18 protein-coding genes are annotated in these 16,503 nt (G+C 41.1%); 8 read left to right on the plus strand and 10 right to left on the minus strand.

Going from position 1 to position 16,503, the window contains the following annotated elements; all coding sequences use genetic code 11:
* Positions 1-142: 142 nt before the first annotated feature.
* Together AC0OMU_RS14000 and adhR are read right to left on the minus strand one after the other, a co-directional pair.
* Positions 143-556 carry a MerR family transcriptional regulator gene (locus AC0OMU_RS14000; protein ID WP_436835276.1) on the minus strand — a complete coding sequence of 138 codons (414 nt, stop codon included), beginning with the start codon at positions 554-556 and terminating at the stop codon, positions 143-145.
* 78 nt (positions 557-634) lie between these two features.
* The gene (gene adhR, locus AC0OMU_RS14005; protein WP_181219853.1) at positions 635-1,042 is read right to left on the minus strand and encodes an aldehyde stress transcriptional regulator AdhR; all 408 of its coding nucleotides are present in this window, start codon (positions 1,040-1,042) and stop codon (positions 635-637) included.
* 182 nt (positions 1,043-1,224) lie between these two features.
* Here adhR and AC0OMU_RS14010 point away from each other — a divergent pair, with 182 nt between their 5' ends.
* The 3 genes from AC0OMU_RS14010 to yraA all read left to right on the plus strand — a co-directional run bounded on the left by AC0OMU_RS14010 (position 1,225) and on the right by yraA (position 3,239).
* Positions 1,225-1,419 carry a carboxymuconolactone decarboxylase family protein gene (locus AC0OMU_RS14010; RefSeq protein WP_047182939.1) on the plus strand — a complete coding sequence of 65 codons (195 nt, stop codon included), beginning with the start codon at positions 1,225-1,227 and terminating at the stop codon, positions 1,417-1,419.
* Positions 1,420-1,547: 128 nt separating this feature from the next.
* The gene (locus tag AC0OMU_RS14015) at positions 1,548-2,597 is read left to right on the plus strand and encodes an NAD(P)-dependent alcohol dehydrogenase (protein WP_047182940.1); all 1,050 of its coding nucleotides are present in this window, start codon (positions 1,548-1,550) and stop codon (positions 2,595-2,597) included.
* 132 nt (positions 2,598-2,729) lie between these two features.
* On the plus strand, positions 2,730-3,239 hold the full coding sequence (gene yraA, locus AC0OMU_RS14020) for a cysteine protease YraA (protein WP_003229836.1): 510 nt from the start codon (positions 2,730-2,732) through the stop codon (positions 3,237-3,239).
* A 41-nt stretch (positions 3,240-3,280) separates the two neighbouring features.
* On the opposite strand, the gene sacC is transcribed toward yraA, so the two are convergent.
* The 7 genes from sacC to levR all read right to left on the minus strand — a co-directional run bounded on the left by sacC (position 3,281) and on the right by levR (position 11,070).
* Positions 3,281-5,284 carry a levanase gene (sacC, locus tag AC0OMU_RS14025; RefSeq protein WP_474241583.1) on the minus strand — a complete coding sequence of 668 codons (2,004 nt, stop codon included), beginning with the start codon at positions 5,282-5,284 and terminating at the stop codon, positions 3,281-3,283.
* Positions 5,223-5,354 (minus strand): hypothetical protein, encoded by a 132-nt coding sequence (locus AC0OMU_RS14030; RefSeq protein ID WP_223497671.1) that lies wholly within the window; start codon positions 5,352-5,354, stop codon positions 5,223-5,225. The genes sacC and AC0OMU_RS14030 overlap by 62 nt, the downstream gene beginning before the upstream one ends.
* A gap of 116 nt (positions 5,355-5,470) precedes the next feature.
* A complete protein-coding gene (levG, locus tag AC0OMU_RS14035; RefSeq protein ID WP_003229834.1) occupies positions 5,471-6,298 on the minus strand; it encodes a PTS fructose transporter subunit IID in 828 nt (275 codons plus the stop codon).
* Between the two features lie 20 nt (positions 6,299-6,318).
* On the minus strand, positions 6,319-7,128 hold the full coding sequence (gene levF / locus AC0OMU_RS14040; protein WP_003229833.1) for a PTS fructose transporter subunit IIC: 810 nt from the start codon (positions 7,126-7,128) through the stop codon (positions 6,319-6,321).
* Positions 7,129-7,144: 16 nt separating this feature from the next.
* Entirely contained in the window at positions 7,145-7,633 is a 489-nt protein-coding gene (gene levE, locus AC0OMU_RS14045; protein WP_004399158.1) for a PTS fructose transporter subunit IIB, read from the minus strand.
* Positions 7,633-8,073: a PTS fructose transporter subunit IIA gene (gene levD, locus AC0OMU_RS14050; protein WP_003246144.1), complete on the minus strand. Its 441-nt coding sequence runs from the start codon at positions 8,071-8,073 to the stop codon at positions 7,633-7,635. Before levD ends, levE begins: the two co-directional genes overlap by 1 nt.
* 189 nt (positions 8,074-8,262) lie before the next feature.
* Positions 8,263-11,070 (minus strand): transcriptional regulator LevR, encoded by a 2,808-nt coding sequence (gene levR, locus AC0OMU_RS14055; RefSeq protein WP_474241245.1) that lies wholly within the window; start codon positions 11,068-11,070, stop codon positions 8,263-8,265.
* Between the two features lie 555 nt (positions 11,071-11,625).
* On the opposite strand from levR, the gene AC0OMU_RS14060 reads away from it, so the two are divergent.
* Together AC0OMU_RS14060 and AC0OMU_RS14065 are read left to right on the plus strand one after the other, a co-directional pair.
* Positions 11,626-11,766 carry a hypothetical protein gene (locus AC0OMU_RS14060; RefSeq protein WP_121517033.1) on the plus strand — a complete coding sequence of 47 codons (141 nt, stop codon included), beginning with the start codon at positions 11,626-11,628 and terminating at the stop codon, positions 11,764-11,766.
* A 38-nt stretch (positions 11,767-11,804) separates the two neighbouring features.
* A complete protein-coding gene (locus AC0OMU_RS14065; RefSeq protein ID WP_015483487.1) occupies positions 11,805-13,193 on the plus strand; it encodes an amino acid permease in 1,389 nt (462 codons plus the stop codon).
* 96 nt (positions 13,194-13,289) lie between these two features.
* Here the strand turns inward: AC0OMU_RS14065 and AC0OMU_RS14070 are convergent, their stop codons facing one another.
* A complete protein-coding gene (locus AC0OMU_RS14070; RefSeq protein ID WP_014477480.1) occupies positions 13,290-13,922 on the minus strand; it encodes a LysE family transporter in 633 nt (210 codons plus the stop codon).
* A gap of 153 nt (positions 13,923-14,075) precedes the next feature.
* Here AC0OMU_RS14070 and AC0OMU_RS14075 point away from each other — a divergent pair, with 153 nt between their 5' ends.
* The 3 genes from AC0OMU_RS14075 to rsiV all read left to right on the plus strand — a co-directional run bounded on the left by AC0OMU_RS14075 (position 14,076) and on the right by rsiV (position 16,459).
* Positions 14,076-14,903, plus strand: a complete 828-nt coding sequence (locus AC0OMU_RS14075) for a TrmB family transcriptional regulator (RefSeq protein ID WP_015483488.1) — start codon at positions 14,076-14,078, stop codon at positions 14,901-14,903.
* 198 nt (positions 14,904-15,101) lie between these two features.
* Positions 15,102-15,602 carry an RNA polymerase sigma factor SigV gene (gene sigV / locus AC0OMU_RS14080; RefSeq protein ID WP_004398891.1) on the plus strand — a complete coding sequence of 167 codons (501 nt, stop codon included), beginning with the start codon at positions 15,102-15,104 and terminating at the stop codon, positions 15,600-15,602.
* Complete coding sequence (gene rsiV / locus AC0OMU_RS14085; protein WP_015384210.1) at positions 15,602-16,459, plus strand: anti-sigma-V factor RsiV; 858 nt, start codon at positions 15,602-15,604, stop codon at positions 16,457-16,459. The genes sigV and rsiV overlap by 1 nt, the downstream gene beginning before the upstream one ends.
* Positions 16,460-16,503: the final 44 nt, after the last annotated feature.

Consider the following 16,503-nt stretch of genomic DNA (forward strand, 5'->3'; position numbering starts at 1 on the left):
TACTAACTGTTTTTTGATAGCTAAAGTAAGTTTTCGACTTAACGTCAAATATAAAAGCTGCTTTCCTCCTCATTCCTAAACAATAAAGGCTGAAGAGATTTTTTATTTTTAAAAATCACCTTCAGCCTTAAACCATTTGTTTTTATGGCTTTCCCTCTTCATTTGGATAAAGGACAAACTCATATTGATCCCCCTTCATCTGGTCCTTGTAGAATTCAATCTTACGGTTTAATACATGCAGGTTTTGCTGTAAAGCTTGAATTTCTAATTCTACAAAGTGCTTACGCTTTTCAAGTAAATGCATCCTATCATGAATCGTTTCATCACCCATTGCTCGCCATGTTGTATATTGTTTTAGCTCTGTCATCGACATTCCTGAATCTTTCAAATGGAGCAAATACCGCACCCATCCGATATCATGATCCGTAAATTCCCGTATATTATTCTCATTTCGATGAGGAGTCAGGAGCCCTTCCTTTTCATAATACCTGAGGGTACTTGTTGTCACACCGATGATGTTTGCAAATTCTCCAATGGAATAAGGAATCGTAACCACCTCTTTTGGTATGATTTCTTGCGGGGTGAATTTTTATTTTTAACCTGCCCCCTCGGGCGCAAAGAATGCTATCTTGCGTCACTTCTCCTGAAGACTTTCCGTTTTAGGCCTGCTTTTGAGCTTTGCCTCGTTTTCACGCAATTTCCCATCATAATCTTCAATTTTTGTATCTAATCTTTTAATTGTTTCATCAATTTCTTTCCGCTTCTCTATCAGCCGCTGTCTTTCATCAGCCAGGATATTTTTGCGGGCTTCTACCGTACGATCTCCTTCAGTAAATAACGTTGTATATTCAATTAACGCTTCTATTGATAGGCCCGCATTTCGCATGCATTTAATGAATTCAATCCATTTGATATCTTCTTCATCATAATCGCGAATGCCGCTTTCTTTTCGTTTTACCGGCGGGATCAACCCGACACGTTCGTAATATCGGAGTGTTGCGGCTGTCAGGCCAAACTGCTTTGCCACCTGAGCAATATTCATGATCTTCACCTCTCTATCCTGCATATTGTGAAGGTAACACTTAAAGTTAACTTTAAGTCAAGCTCAAAACAAGTGGTTAGCTGCTGAATCTGGGTTTATATATTCGGGACTTGCCTTAAAGCACACTTTAAGCTCTATACTTCTCCATGCAATAAAAACAGTTTAGATGGAGGGATTGCTGAATGGCAAATAAACAAACTGCCGGAAGAGAACAATTAGGAGAATTTGCGCCAAAGTTTGCTGAACTTCATGATGATGTTCTATTCGGTGACATTTGGGCAAGAGAGGAAGAACTTTCACCCCGGGATCGCAGCATGATTACAGTTTCTGCGTTAATTGCTGACTGTAGCTCACCTTATAAATCAGGTTCATTTTAAATGCTATTTTAAAAAAACCCTTGCCTTAAAGCAGACTTTAAGGTTTATCGTTATGTTGAAGACACCATAAAACATAAATAAGTGCATGTTTTTTTACAACACTTATGATGAAGAAAGGAAAGGTTCATATGTGTACTCAACATCAAACCCGTGTATTAAGCGTGTCACATGCAAAAGCCAAATTTGAACAAACGACGATTGAGCGAAGAGAATTACGGCCGCACGATGTCTTAATCGATATTAAATTCAGCGGTATTTGCCATTCAGACATTCATAGTGCTTTTGATGAATGGGGCGGTGGCATCTTCCCAATGGTGCCAGGACATGAAATAGCCGGTGTCGTAACAGCCGTTGGAGCAGAAGTCACCAAGTTTGCTGTCGGAGACCGCGTTGGTGTCGGCTGTTTTGTTGACTCTTGCGGAGAATGCGAATACTGTCTCAACGGAGAGGAACAATTCTGCACGAAGGGTGTTGTTCAAACGTATAACTCAGTAGACTACGACGGAAACCCCACTTATGGCGGGTACAGCCAAAAAATCGTTGTCACTGACAGATTTGTTGTTCGCATACCAGACCGTTTGGAAATGGATGTTGCCAGTCCGCTGTTGTGTGCAGGTATCACAACGTATTCCCCGCTGAAACACTGGAATGTTGGCCCTGGTAAAAAGGTTGCGATTGTAGGCGTGGGTGGCCTTGGACATTTGGCGATTCAATTTGCACATGCGATGGGTGCAGAGGTAACCGTCCTGAGCCGTTCCATGAATAAGAAAGAAGAAGCTCTGGAACTCGGTGCAAATCATTACTTTGCAACAAGTGACCCAGCTACATTCACTGCATTGGCCGGGCGTTTTGACGTGATCTTAAATACGGTATCGGCGAATCTTGATGTGGATGCCTATTTATCAATGCTTCGTATAGACGGGACACTTGTAAACGTTGGAGCTCCTGCCAAGCCGGACACATACAGTGTGTTTTCCCTAATCATGGGGCGCCGCAGCATTGCAGGTTCTCTAGTCGGCGGAATTCAAGAAACTCAAGAGATGCTGGATTTCGCAGCTGAGCATGACATCGAACCTAAAATCGAAGTCATCCGAGCTGACCAAGTGGACGAAGCATACGAACGTATCCTCCGAAGCGATGTCCGTTATCGATTTGTGATTGATATTTCCACATTGTAATAGGTAAGTCCTTATATGGGCTGACCCGCTTTTATTGAAACTCACGAAAAACGATCTCGTTAAGCAAATATTTTGAAGGCCGGTCAATCTTCCTGTTATTCTATGAATAGAGAGTTATTAGGAGGGTTTTTTATGAGCAAAAAAATTGCAGTTCTTGTTACAGACCAATTCGAAGACATCGAATATACAAGTCCGGTAAAAGCATACGAAGAAGCTGGCTACAGTGTTGTAGCTATCGATTTGGAAGCCGGCAAAGAAGTGACCGGTAAGCATGGCGAGAAAGTAAAGATTGACAAAGCCATCTCTGATGTGGATGCAAGTGACTTTGATGCACTTTTAATTCCTGGGGGATTCTCTCCGGATTTGCTTCGTGCAGATGACCGTCCGGGTGAATTCGCAAAAGCATTTGTCGAAAACAAAAAACCTGTTTTCGCAATTTGCCACGGCCCGCAAGTACTGATTGATACGGATCTTCTAAAAGGCAAAGATATCACAGGCTACCGCAGCATCCGCAAAGATTTAATCAATGCCGGTGCAAACTACAAAGATGCAGAAGTAGTCGTCAGCCACAACATTGTCACAAGCAGAACACCTGATGATTTGGAAGCATTTAACCGCGAATCTTTAAATTTGTTAAAATAACGAGAAGGCACAGACTGTTCGGGTCTGTGCCTTTTTTAAAATTAAGACTCCTTCTTTACATTCTGAAAGACAGCAGTCGCGTCCCACACATTCAAGCCAAATTGGCCTTCTGAAAATGCGGAATCATTTGCATCAATCACAAGACGATCATCTAAATAGATTTTAAAGCGATCGCCCTCGGCCTCTGTTTTCAGATGATACTTTTTATTAACGTCTATCGGTGTTTTGTATTCAGCAATGACAGAAGCAACACCGTTCTCAAATTTAAAGAATTTCACCAGGTCATGCTTCGCGTCCACATTGGCAAGATAACCGTTTTTGGCATCTTTGTCAGAGCGAAACATTAGTGCTCCTGCCCCTCTTCCGTTTCCATCCTTAATGGTGATATCAGATTCATAAGTGAAGTCTGACCCGGATGCTGAAGACAAGATAAAGGAATCTCCGTCCGACCTCCCTTGTTTCCCCTCAATTGTGTCGGCCCACGTGCCATTTACAGTCGTCCAGCCAGTCATATTGGACATAAAAGGTGACGTTCCCCATACCTTTTTTAAAGGGTGTATGGTTAAAGATCTTACCTTTACACCGCCCTTTGCAGCATATAATTCAAGCCCTTTGCTTGATCGGTCTGGGAGAATAATATCCGTTATGACCTGCTTTCCGTCATTCCCAAATACTTCAACCGAGGAGCGGTCAACAAAAATGCGCATCTTAACCTTCCCATTTACCGGCTTCAATGGGGCTGTTTCTTTTCCGGTGTTAAAGGCCGGATTAAAGGTGTCGTTGCCCGACTCGCTCCGGTCAACGAACAATTTGGCGTTCCTTCGGTCATAGCCGACCTTCGTAAATTGATTTTCACCTGTTCGGACCTTAAAACCAAATTCAGCAGCTGAACCAGGGCTTACTTTAAATTCTGCATTTATTTCATAGGCATCTCCAGATTGCCCTGCTAACACATTATGACTTGCAGGCGATATGGTCAGATTCTTCCACTTCTTAGAGGTCCCGCGAATCGTTTCCAGCTCTTTCACTGGTGTTTGGACCACTCTAACCCCTTCGGTAAACGCTTTCAATTTTAACTCTCTTGGAATGGACGTTGCACTTCTCCATGGGGATGTCGGAACATCATTCGCATATTGCCAATTGCTCATCCACCCTAACCATAGTCTCCGACTATCTGTGGCTGGAATATCGGACCAGGATACAGCGGCATAAAAGTCTCTGCCGTAATCCGTCCAGAGAACTTTGTTTGACGGGTTTTCATTTTTAAAATGAGTTCCATCAAAGTCCCCTACAAAATATTGCATGCCTGATCCTCCCGAGACCGCTCCGTTTCCGACACTGACCTGCATGACCCATTTCTTTTGATTCGGATTGCCGTCTACCGGAAGCTCAAATAAATCCGGGCATTCCCATACTCCCCCGTGGCTTCCTTGACCCTGTCCAAATTCACTTGCATACGTCCACTGCTTCAGATTTTTTGATGTATAAATGAGGATTCGGTCACCGGCCGCAAGCACCATTACCCACTTTTTTTCTTTCTCATACCAAAAGACTTTTGGATCGCGAAAATCTTTTTTACCCGGGTTTGGAATGACAGGGTTGCCAGCGTATTTCGTCCATGTTCTTCCTTTGTCGTTGCTATAGGCAATACTTTGCACTTGATGGCCTTCCCGATCCTGTGTATAAATGGCCACAAGCGGACTCTCTTTGCCTGTTTGAAAACCACTTGTGTTATTTTTATCTACAACTGCGCTTCCAGAAAAGATCGTGCCTTTTTCATCCGGATACAGCGCAACAGGAAGGTGTTCCCATGTAACCAAATCTTTGCTGACGGCATGCCCCCAATGCATGGGCCCCCACTGAAGCCCGTATGGATGGTATTGATAGAACAAGTGATATTCCCCGGCATAATATACCATTCCGTTTGGGTCATTCATCCAGTTTGCCTCTGGTGTGAAGTGGTATTGAGGACGGTAATCCTCATCATAGTAGCTTGAATCGGCTGCATCTGCCGAAAATGCCATAGTCAACAGCAGGGTGAACATGATCATGACTTGAATAAGTCTCTTTTTCATTTGTTCCTTCGCTCCTCTCTTCATGTTTGAACACTTTCAAGAGAGACTGCTAAGCAAGCTGGTCCGTTTCTGGCAATTCTCCTCTGTTTCGCTGTTATCCGAATGATTTATATATGAAAAGACTGCTGCAGTTTCTCTCTTTTTCCTTCACACAGCTTATGCTAAGAATCCAGCCCAATACCCGAGAATCCCGATGACAAAGATGCCGCAAATAATGAGAAGAGGATTCACCCCTTTGCGAAGCATCCATGCCACCAATAACGTTAATCCGAGAGGCAGAGCACCCGGCATAATGCTGTCTAACACGTTTTGTACAGTTTGAACATCTACTTTTCCGCTTTCATCCTTAATCCTGGATACAACGATTGGAATGTTGATGGTGGTCCATTTGGACACGAGAGCCCCCATAACAAATAATCCGAGAATCGAAGCGCCCTCTGTAAGCTTCTGAATGCGATTCCCCGCTAAATCCTGAAGAATCTCCATTCCTTTCACATAGCCATACTTTAATCCGTAATATTTTGTGCTTAATCTTATGGCATTCAGCAAGAAAAAGAATAGCAAAGGACCGGCAATGTTTCCTCCTAAAGCAAGGGAGGCTCCTAGCGCAGCTAAGACAGGACGAATCGTTCCCCAGAAAATCGGGTCGCCTACGCCCGCTATTGGTCCCATCAAACCGATTTTCATTCCGCTTATCGCTTTTCCGTCAATTCCTTTATTGTTCGCCATTTCTTCTTCCATGGCTGCCGTCACGCCAAATATAGGCGCTGTCAGCCACGGATGTGTATTAAACCATTCCAAATGCCGCTGCAAGGCTTCGTTTCTTTTCGCTCCGGGACCGTACAATTTTTTGATCGCCGGTATCATGACATAACAATATCCCATTGCCTGCACACGTTCGAAGTTAAAGGAACCGAGTAAAAAATTTGAACGAATAAACATGCTGAAAATTTCTTTTTTCGTTAATCGTTTTTCTTTCTCCATTTTTCTTCCCCCCTCATCGTTTAGGCATCAAGATCATCATCATCGTCATCATAAACAGCAACACTGCCACTGTCTGATGCGGCCGCGACTGCTCCGTGAGCGCTTTGTTTTTGCATCACCTGCTGGTATAAAAGCGCCAGACAGAGACCAAGGGCTCCAAATCCCACTAAGTTAAAATCGGTAAACGCCGCTAATAAGAAACCAATATAGAAAAATGGCTTTAAATAAGGAATATTCATCATATTGATCACCATGGCATACCCGACAACTACAATAATGCCTCCGCCTATTTGCAGTCCTTTTGTAATGACATCAGGAATATTTCCCAGGAACGCCTGAACAGCGCTGACACTAATCAAAGCAACAATCAATGTAGGAATCATGACGCGCAAAGCTTGAAACACCATCGCGGTAATATGCATAATTTCAATTCCTTTTATATTTCCCGCTTTTGCATATTGATCAGCGCGGTGGATGAAAAAGACAGTGATCGTCCGAACAAAAATCGTCAGCGCCTGACCCGCAGCTGCTAAAGCAACAGCGACAGCAATCCCTTCGCCAATTCCCTGATCAGCGGTAATAACTAAAATGGTTGAGATGACAGAGGCGATCGCTGTATCAGGTGCCATGGCAAGCCCGACGTTCATCCAGCCGAGCGCCATCAGCTCCAGTGTGCCTCCAAGAATAATTCCCGTTTTTAAGTCCCCGAGCACCAAGCCAACCAACGTACAGGCCACAAGCGGACGGTGTGTCTGCCCTTCATCCAATACACTTGCGATTCCGGTGATTGCTGCAATGATTAACAACAAAATAATTTGTAATGAAGACATATTCTCATCCCCTTGATTATTTTGTTACGTTCCGTAAAATCTGTACAAAATCCTCACTGGCATCTGAAGGCAGCTGCCTCAATTCCAGTTTCACGCCCTTGTCACTTAATGTTTCAAATGCCTTTATATCTTGTTCTGTGACACTGACTGATTTTGTGATTTGCCTGCGATGATTTTCAAAACGCATTCCCCCCACGTTTACGGTTTTGATCGGTACACCTGCTTCTATAAGAGATACAATATCGGACGGATTTTCAAACAAGAGCATTGCCGTTACCCCTTCGTAGCGCGGACTATGAAATGCTTTTGCCATTTTAGAAACCGAGACGGCACTCGCCTTTACATTTGAAGGCGCAACAGAAAGGATCAGCGTTTTTCTCATTTCGTCCTGAGCAATATCGTCGGAGACAACGATGATTCGGTCGGCTGCATGGACTTTTATCCATCTTGTCAGGATTTGGCCGTGAATAAAGCGGTCATCAATTCTTGCTAACACAATGTTCATCATAATTCATCCTCTCTTGTATCTTGATTGGCTGTTTTTACTTTTTCTAAATGTTCACTGCACACTTGAAAGCTTTGCTGACTCATTGCTTTTAAGTTGTTCAGCAAATCTTTGAGAGCCAGATGTTCTCTCAGGCTTAATACCTCCAGCAGAATCGGCAGGTTTACGCCGGCTGCCATATCCATTCTTTGATCCTCAGCAATAAAGGAAGCTGCCGCGTTATATGGCGTCCCTCCAAAAATATCGACTAAAAAAAGCACTTCATGTTCTTCCGGGATATCCTTGAGCGCCTGATGATATTTTTCTTGCAACGTTTGTATTCCTTCCCCTTTAAAAAACGGCACTGCAATCAGGTTATTTTCTTCACCGAATATCATCCCTGAAGATTCTTTTAATGCTATGGGGAAATCTCCATGACCGCTGATAATAACTGAAATCATATCTATTGCTCCTTTCCTGTTTTGTACATCCATATATAATGCAAGGATCGTGCCAACACAGTTGTGTTAAGCGTTTTCATTGTTATTTCAGCCAATAGCAATTTGTTGTTGAAACACTTAAAACGAAAAAAATAAACCTGTATTAAAATGGTGTTCCATTTAATACAGGTTCATATAAAAAAACTATTTTTAAAACAGCTGGCCATGCACTTCTTCAGCAAATATGGCGGCTATAAATAATTTTTCATCATCACTTATGCGAAGTCCGAGCTTTTCTTCATAAGGGGCTAATGTTCGCTCTGTCACGTACACCATTTCCTTCAGCTGATCATTGATCTCTTCTTCCTCCGAGAAAGCGATCGGGTTCTGCTTAATTACCCTTTCAAAGGCGAAAGCCGTGTGCATAATGACTTTGATCAAAACCGCATTATTGAAAATGACTCCCAGCTCATCTTGAACGGTTTGCAGCCACTCCAATAACATTTCGATCACATGATGAGGATTCAAGAAGACAAGGTATTTTTTCAGACTATCCTCGCAAAGCTCCCTGACAATAATATTTGCTTTGTTCAATCCATTGCTCAAGGGGATGCTTCCTTTTGTAATCGCCTGTTGAATCAGCTTCTCTCCCTCCCCTTCAATTAACACTTCTAAAGATACATGCGGAGCATTGATTTTAGGGTCTTTCGTTCCGACTGTCGCAAGGATTTCATACTCTTTTTCGATTTCTTTTATGCTGTTGGCCAGCTTAATCGATGATACGGTCAATATGTGAATCGGGGTATCGGAGGCCTTGTTTACGATCGTGGTTAGAATGTCTTCCAGCTTTTTGGCCGTTCCGCTGCCCGTCGTGCAGATGGATACCAATGCCTTCTTTTTGCCGGGTGCCGCTGGCTGACGCTCCCACAACTCGATAAAATCCTTCGTGACCGATTGATAGATCGCATGCAAATTTAAATTCAAATAGTTGACCTTTCTGACAGCATCCAGCACCATTGAAGTCGTAACATTGCTGATCGTTTTGATGGAAATGCCTGTCTTTTCCTCCAGCCTGCTTTCCATCATTGCAAGCGACCCCATATCTACCAGCATTAAAACACCTTCACCTTCATCAACCTGTTTCATTTTTTCCGCTACGCATTCAATAATGTCCGAAGGTGAAACAGAAAGCGGCATGTCAACTGCTGCAATCGGCGTGCTCCCTAGCAGTTCTGTCGCGACTTCAACCATTGAACTCGCCGTGCTGTTTCCATGAGCAGCCACGATGATACCGACTCTTTTGTTCTCCTTTAACGATTTGATGGAATGGATTAACATCGTTAAGTAGATGACTTCTATTTCAGGAATAGCCACTTTAAAATATTCCTGAATTTTATCTTTAAAAATCATCGCCACCCGATATTCTTTCACATGAGTATCACGAATTTCATCCGTCTCCTGTGTATTCAAAACATCAATTTGCTTTCCTCGCTTTAAAAATGCGTCAATATGCATACTCAAGAAATAAATAAACTTACGGTCAAATGTGCAATCCAGCTCATGTTCAGCTATTTCTTTTAACTGTTTTGTCATTTGAATCACATCATCTTCAACGAATGTCAGCAGGTTGTCTTTTTGAAAAGCTTGATGATGAAAAAAACTTCTGACATGCAAATGGACATCAGTCAAGATGTACTGGTTAATATCCTTTTTGGATAAACCTTCTTTCATAAGCGTTTTCACTTTTTCCTCAATCAAATGATATAAGTTAAATGAGAGGTCTTCGTCAATTTTTGTTGTTTCATCTTCTACAATCGGAGAGATAATCGTTGTAATATTGACATATTCAGAAATGGCTTTGCTTCTTTGCATGTTTTTGCTGCTGGACATCCATTCTTGCTTGATTTCATCAGGCAGATCGCGAACAGTCAGTTCAATAACTTCATTTCTGTCAAGGTTATGCAAAAATCCGTGTGCGCAAACTAACTGGACATTTGATTTCAGCTGTCCGACATTCCCAAATTTCGCAGAATGAATAAGCGCATTATAGACATCGATATGCACACTCAGATTCTTCTTAATTCGCTCTGCTTCTTTCCCTAATAAAAACGTCGTCAAATCTACTCTTTCTTTAAGCGATCGTTCTTCAAGCGAAGGAATATGAATGGTCATTGGGATTCTTCGCAAAAATGTTTTCAATAGTGCAGAACTCGGATTTTCTGTAGTCGCACAAATAAACAATACATTCGATGTTCGTTTATGTTCAGATTCTCCAAGCCTGTTATAAGAACCGCTGTCAATAAAATAAAACAGCATTTCTTGTCCCTCGGGAGGGAGACGGTGGATTTCATCCATAAAAAGAATGCCCCCATTGGCTTGTTCGACTAAACCTGCCTTATCCTCGGCAGCACCTGTAAATGAACCTTTTTTGTGTCCGAATAATTGAGAAAGCAATAATTGAGGGTTGTTGTAGTAGTCTGCACAGTTAAATGTAATAAATGGTGCGCCGGCCTTCAATATGTCAGAGTAAATGGCAAACTGGTAAATTCGGTTCGCAAAAAGGGATTTACCGGAACCAGTCGGCCCTAGGAGGAGCATATGCAGACCGTTCGGCGGATAAAAGACAGCTGCTTTTGCCTGGGAGATCGCTTTCTTCAAACTCCCTTTTGCCCCTATCATAAGCTCTAAGGGATTCGTGGAAATGTGTTGATGTTTTTGCTTTGAATTTCCGGAAAACGCCTGAAGGTCTTTCACTTCCATCATCTCTGTATCCCATTTCTTGTTGAATAATTTTTCTGCTATCTCGACTGGGATGTATCTTACAGGAAACGTTTTAATTTTGATGACCTTTTTGGACCGGACGAGATTGTTCAATTCAAAGCTGACATTAGACCGCTCCATTTTCAGCTGCTCGGCAATTTCCTTTGCTGAATTCCCTTGTATTTTTAAAAGATGATCTAAGGTTGAATCATGAAAATTATGCATGAGCTGATGGTATATTTTATCTTTTCTTCTCACGTCTATCATCCTTTGTCCTTATTAGATAAGCCATTAACAAGAATATTTCGAAACTTTATAGTCCGCGTTGAGATTATCTGCTGATACACGTTTAAAAAGGTCTCTATAGCAGATTGACAAAGCTGGCTTTTATGCGTATATATTTACATTTTGAATCATTTGCATCTCATATTAGTATGATAGATTCGCAGTTCTTGAGGGCCAGTCCCCTTCAAAAGTAATAATCAGTAAACAGTTTATCATTCTTGGGGAATGTAATGATGTCAAAATCATCAATGACAAAAAATGAATCTTATAGATCAGGACATTTTTCCTAATTATAACCCCTTAAGTTCGTTCACAACAAAAAAGACGGACACTCTATGTGACCGCCGCAGTATTACAATATGCAAAACTTCGTCATTTTTGCAATCCACCTTGAAGGTTAAGGAATCTGTAAGCTTAAAAACTTTATCTCCGATTCTCTCGATTTGATCCCCCCTGCAGGCCTCAATCATAGTGGGTATGCAATTATACAAATCGTTACCGATTAAAACTAGGCTGTCAGTTGTCCAAATGACTTTCCTGTTTTACTCTGCTATTCAGGTAGAATCACGAGTGAAAAATAGAGCCAGAAGACATGTAACAGCACTTAAAATAGTTTTAAAATTTAAAAATAAAAGTATCTATTCTTTTAAATGTTATAATATCCGATAAAACTTTACTCATCTTTTTATTACTGGAGGAAAATAAAATTGATAGGCAATTCTAGCAAAGACAATTTTGGCCAGCAACAGAAATTGTCTAGAGGCCTTAAAAACAGGCATATACAATTAATGGCGATTGGGGGTGCAATCGGTACAGGTTTATTTTTAGGTTCAGGTAAATCCATCCATTTTGCAGGACCATCCATTTTATTTGCTTACTTGATCACCGGCGTATTTTGCTTTTTCATTATGCGTTCGCTCGGAGAACTGCTCTTATCAAATGCGGGATACCACTCTTTTGTTGATTTTGTAAGGGACTATTTAGGAAACATGGCAGCGTTTATCACTGGGTGGACCTACTGGTTCTGTTGGATTTCCCTCGCGATGGCTGATTTAACGGCGGTTGGCATTTATACGCAATATTGGCTTCCCGATGTGCCTCAATGGCTGCCGGGTCTTCTTGCGCTTATTATCCTGCTGATCATGAACCTTGCCACCGTTAAACTTTTCGGAGAATTAGAATTTTGGTTTGCATTGATCAAAGTCATTGCCATACTGGCTCTGATCGTAACTGGTATTTTCCTGATTGCGAAAGGTTTTTCCGCAGCTTCCGGCCCTGCCAGCCTCACCAACCTTTGGAGCCACGGCGGCATGTTCCCAAATGGATGGCATGGGTTTATCCTATCGTTCCAAATGGTCGTCTTCGCTTTCGTGGGTATTGAACTTGTTGGGCTGACAGCAGGTGAAACAGAAAATCCCCAAAAAGTGATCCCTAAAGCCATCAATCAAATCCCTGTCCGGATTTTACTTTTTTATGTTGGCGCACTTTTCGTGATTATGTGTATCTATCCTTGGAATGTGTTGAATCCAAACGAAAGCCCATTTGTTCAGGTCTTCTCTGCAGTAGGCATCGTTGTGGCTGCCAGTTTGATCAATTTTGTTGTATTAACATCAGCCGCGTCAGCTGCAAATAGCGCTTTATTCAGCACAAGCCGAATGGTCTATTCACTTGCAAAGGATCATCACGCACCTGGACTATTAAAGAAATTAACTTCTTCTAACGTGCCAAGCAATGCGCTGTTCTTTTCATCCGTCGCCATTCTGATTGGCGTTAGTCTGAATTATTTAATGCCCGAGCAAGTCTTCACACTGATTACAAGTGTTTCTACAATATGCTTCATTTTTATTTGGGGCATCACGGTGATTTGCCATTTGAAATATCGAAAAACAAGGCAGCATGAAGCGAAAGCAAACAAATTTAAAATGCCTTTTTACCCATTATCCAACTATTTAACACTTGCATTTCTCGCGTTCATTCTTGTCATATTGGCACTGGCGAATGATACACGTATTGCTTTGTTTGTAACCCCGGTCTGGTTTGTTTTATTGATTATTTTGTATAAGGTGCAAACCCGCAGAGGACATAAGATGAAATAAAAAAAAAGACAAGGGATACTCACTCCCTTGTCTTTTTTATAGGGCCAAACACTAAATTAAACTTTGGTTTCAAATTTCATTCACTTCATTTAAGTGTTAACTCAAACCAGTTTTGATGCCGAAACCTACTAATATTATTCCGGTAATTTTTTGAAACACTTTCTGGAACTTCGAGTTTTTCATCCATTTTTTCGCGTAATCAATAATATAAACAAGAAACAGAAACCACAACACCGCTAATAAGGTTAGGATTGAAGCTAAAATGATGAGCTGCTGGTTTATATTTCCGTTCAAATTGATAAATTGGGGCATGATTGTAACATACACCAAAACAGTTTTAGGATTGAGAATGTTACTGAGTGAACCCTGCATAAAGGAAGTTTTATAATACCGTTTCGGAGAACTTGCCATATTTTTTGCTTGGGATTGCATGTCATCTAACGAAAACATACTTTTAGCAAAAAAACTTTTTACACCTAAATAAATTAAGTATGCCGCTCCCAAATATTTGATCGTTGTGAAAAGAATCACTGACTTTGCGATCACCACTGATAACCCTAAAATGGCAATCACCGTCCAAAAGGAAAGTCCTGTTGCCAATCCGAGAATGTTATAACGGCCGGCTTTCGGACCATACCTAAGCGTATTTTTCATCACAAGCATCGTATCTGCCCCCGGCATGATAACCATCATGGCAGCGATTGGTATGTATGCGAGTAAGCTGTGCACTGTTCTCTCCCCCTTTAAAAAATCCCCTCAATAATTTAGTGACTACAAAAGTAACTACTTATAAAAGTGTATCAATCAGTTTGGAATAAATCAATATGGTTTGTTAAAATAGCGATTACAAAGGCAGCGATTGCTCTTTTTATTGGAGGATATATGAAAGAAAATATGTTAGACATTTTAAAAAACCTCAATTTTACAGAATATGAATCGAAAGCGTATTTGGCATTATTGCAAGAATCACCTTTAACAGGCTATGCCGTTGCCAAAAAATCCGGAGTTCCCCGTTCTAAAATTTATGAAGTCTTGGAAAGCCTTGTCATAAGGGGAGATGTTTTTGTCAGTCATGGAAATACGCCTCAGTATGTTCCAGTCCCCGCAAAAGAACTGATTAAAAACCGCCGGCTCAAAGCGGAAGAGCATTTTGATCAGGCTGAGAAATATTTTGAAAAGTTCGAGGAGACCGCAAATGACCGGGAAAACATCTGGAATATCACCGGCCGCAGTGAAATTCTTGAAAAGGTGAAGGCTTGTATCTTATCTGCCAAAAAAAGAATCCTCTTAGAAATATGGAAAGAGGATTTTGAGGAGATAGAATCAGAGCTCAAACATGCGGCAGATCAAGGCGTTATTGTCACCATTATTGCGTACGGAGACATCGTATCTGATTTTGCCAATGTTTACCTTCATGATATGAGCAGTGAAATTACAGAAGAGTATGACGGACGGTGGCTTGTCTATAGCGGAGATGATTCAGAAGTAGTAGCGGGCATTGTCTCACTTGGCAACGACAGCCGTGCTGCATGGACGATGCATGTAGGTTTAGTCATGCCTATTACTGAAGTGATCATTCATGATCTGTACCTCATGGAAATTCTGAAAAAGCATAGAGAGCTTTTAGAAGAGAGCTTCGGGAAAAATCTCATCCAGTTGCGCCGTAAATTTTCTATCCATTCAGATTTCAAAAAACATTATTTGGAATAATGTTTCGCATCTCTTACCCCAAAAACATGGCTTGTACAAAACAAGCCGTGTTTTTTTATGCATAAAACTCCCCCTTGCTGATTTACTTCTCTCTTTTAAAAAAATGCAATTCTGCGCAAACTATTTTTCATCCTGCCGCGTCTATCCTAGGTAACAGCCTACGATATACGTATATTCAAAAAGGAGCCCTTTATTGCAATGAAGAAAAAACAAACAACAAAAGCGTTGCTTGTCACATGTATAACTGACCATAAGCAAGATTTCTACAGGTTGGCTTTCAGTTATGTAAAAAATCAAGATGACGCATTAGATATTGTTCAGGAATCTATAAAAAAAGCGCTGAGCTCAGTTGAAACGGTCAGAAACCCTGAGACGATAAAAAGCTGGTTTTATAAAATTTTAGTACGGACAGCCATTGATTTTTTGCGCAAACAAAAAAAGATAAGAGTGATGGACGACGAAACGATAGAATTTTTAAGCAAAGGAAAGGAAGACCATTACAAGGATACTGATCTCCATGAAGCGCTTGACGAATTGCCGTACCGCTATAAAACCATTATTATTTTACGCTTTTTTGAAGACCTCAAATTAGAAGAAATTGCGGAAATTACAGGAGAAAACACGAATACCGTCAAAACGCGCCTATACAGAGCATTGAAGCTGATGCGCATTCAGTTGACGAAGGAGGATCTTTCTTAATGGATAAGAGATTACAGCAATTAAGAGAAGAATATAAAAATGTTCAGATTCCTAAAGAATTGGATATCATTGTTGAAAAAGCCCTTCAGCAAGAACCAAAAAAGAAAAGAATCGTCATGTGGCCGACATCAGCAGCAATCGCTGCAGCTATTTTATTCACTGCGCTTGTTAATATCAACCCTGACGCTGCTCAGGCTATGTCAAAGATCCCTGTCATCGGCAAAATCGTCAAAGCGATCACCTTTATTGAAATCAAAGAGGAAAAAGACCAATCAAGCATTGATGTCAAAACACCTGCTTTGTCCGGGCTTTCTAATAAAGAGCTTGAAAACAGCATTAACCAGAAATACTTGAAAGAAAGCCAGCAGCTGTATAAAGAGTTTATACAGTCCACATCCAAAAACAAAAAAGGGCATCTCAGCATCTACAGTGATTACGAGACGGTCACAGACACGCCAGATTTACTCTCTATCCGGCGCAATATTGAAAAAACACAAGCATCTTCCTACACACAAAGCCGTTATATTACAATTGACAAAAAGAATGATATTTTACTTACATTAAAAAGCTTATTCAAAGATGAGCGCTATATCAAAGTCATCAGTCAAAACATCAAAGAACAAATGAAACAGCAAATGAAGGAAGATCCAAATAAAATATATTGGCTCACTGACGAAGATGCAGAACCGTTCAAAACGATTCTTCCTGATCAGACGTTTTACATTACTGAAGACCATAAACTTGTGATCTCATTTGACGAATATGAAGTCGCCCCCGGCTATATGGGCGTTACCGAGTTTACAATTCCAACCAGCGTCATTTCAAACTTGCTCGTGGGAGAACGTTATATTCGATAAAATAAAAACATCCATCTAAGATCATGGATGTTTTCTCTCTTCTC

The organism is Bacillus sp. FAU18, assembly GCF_056033885.1.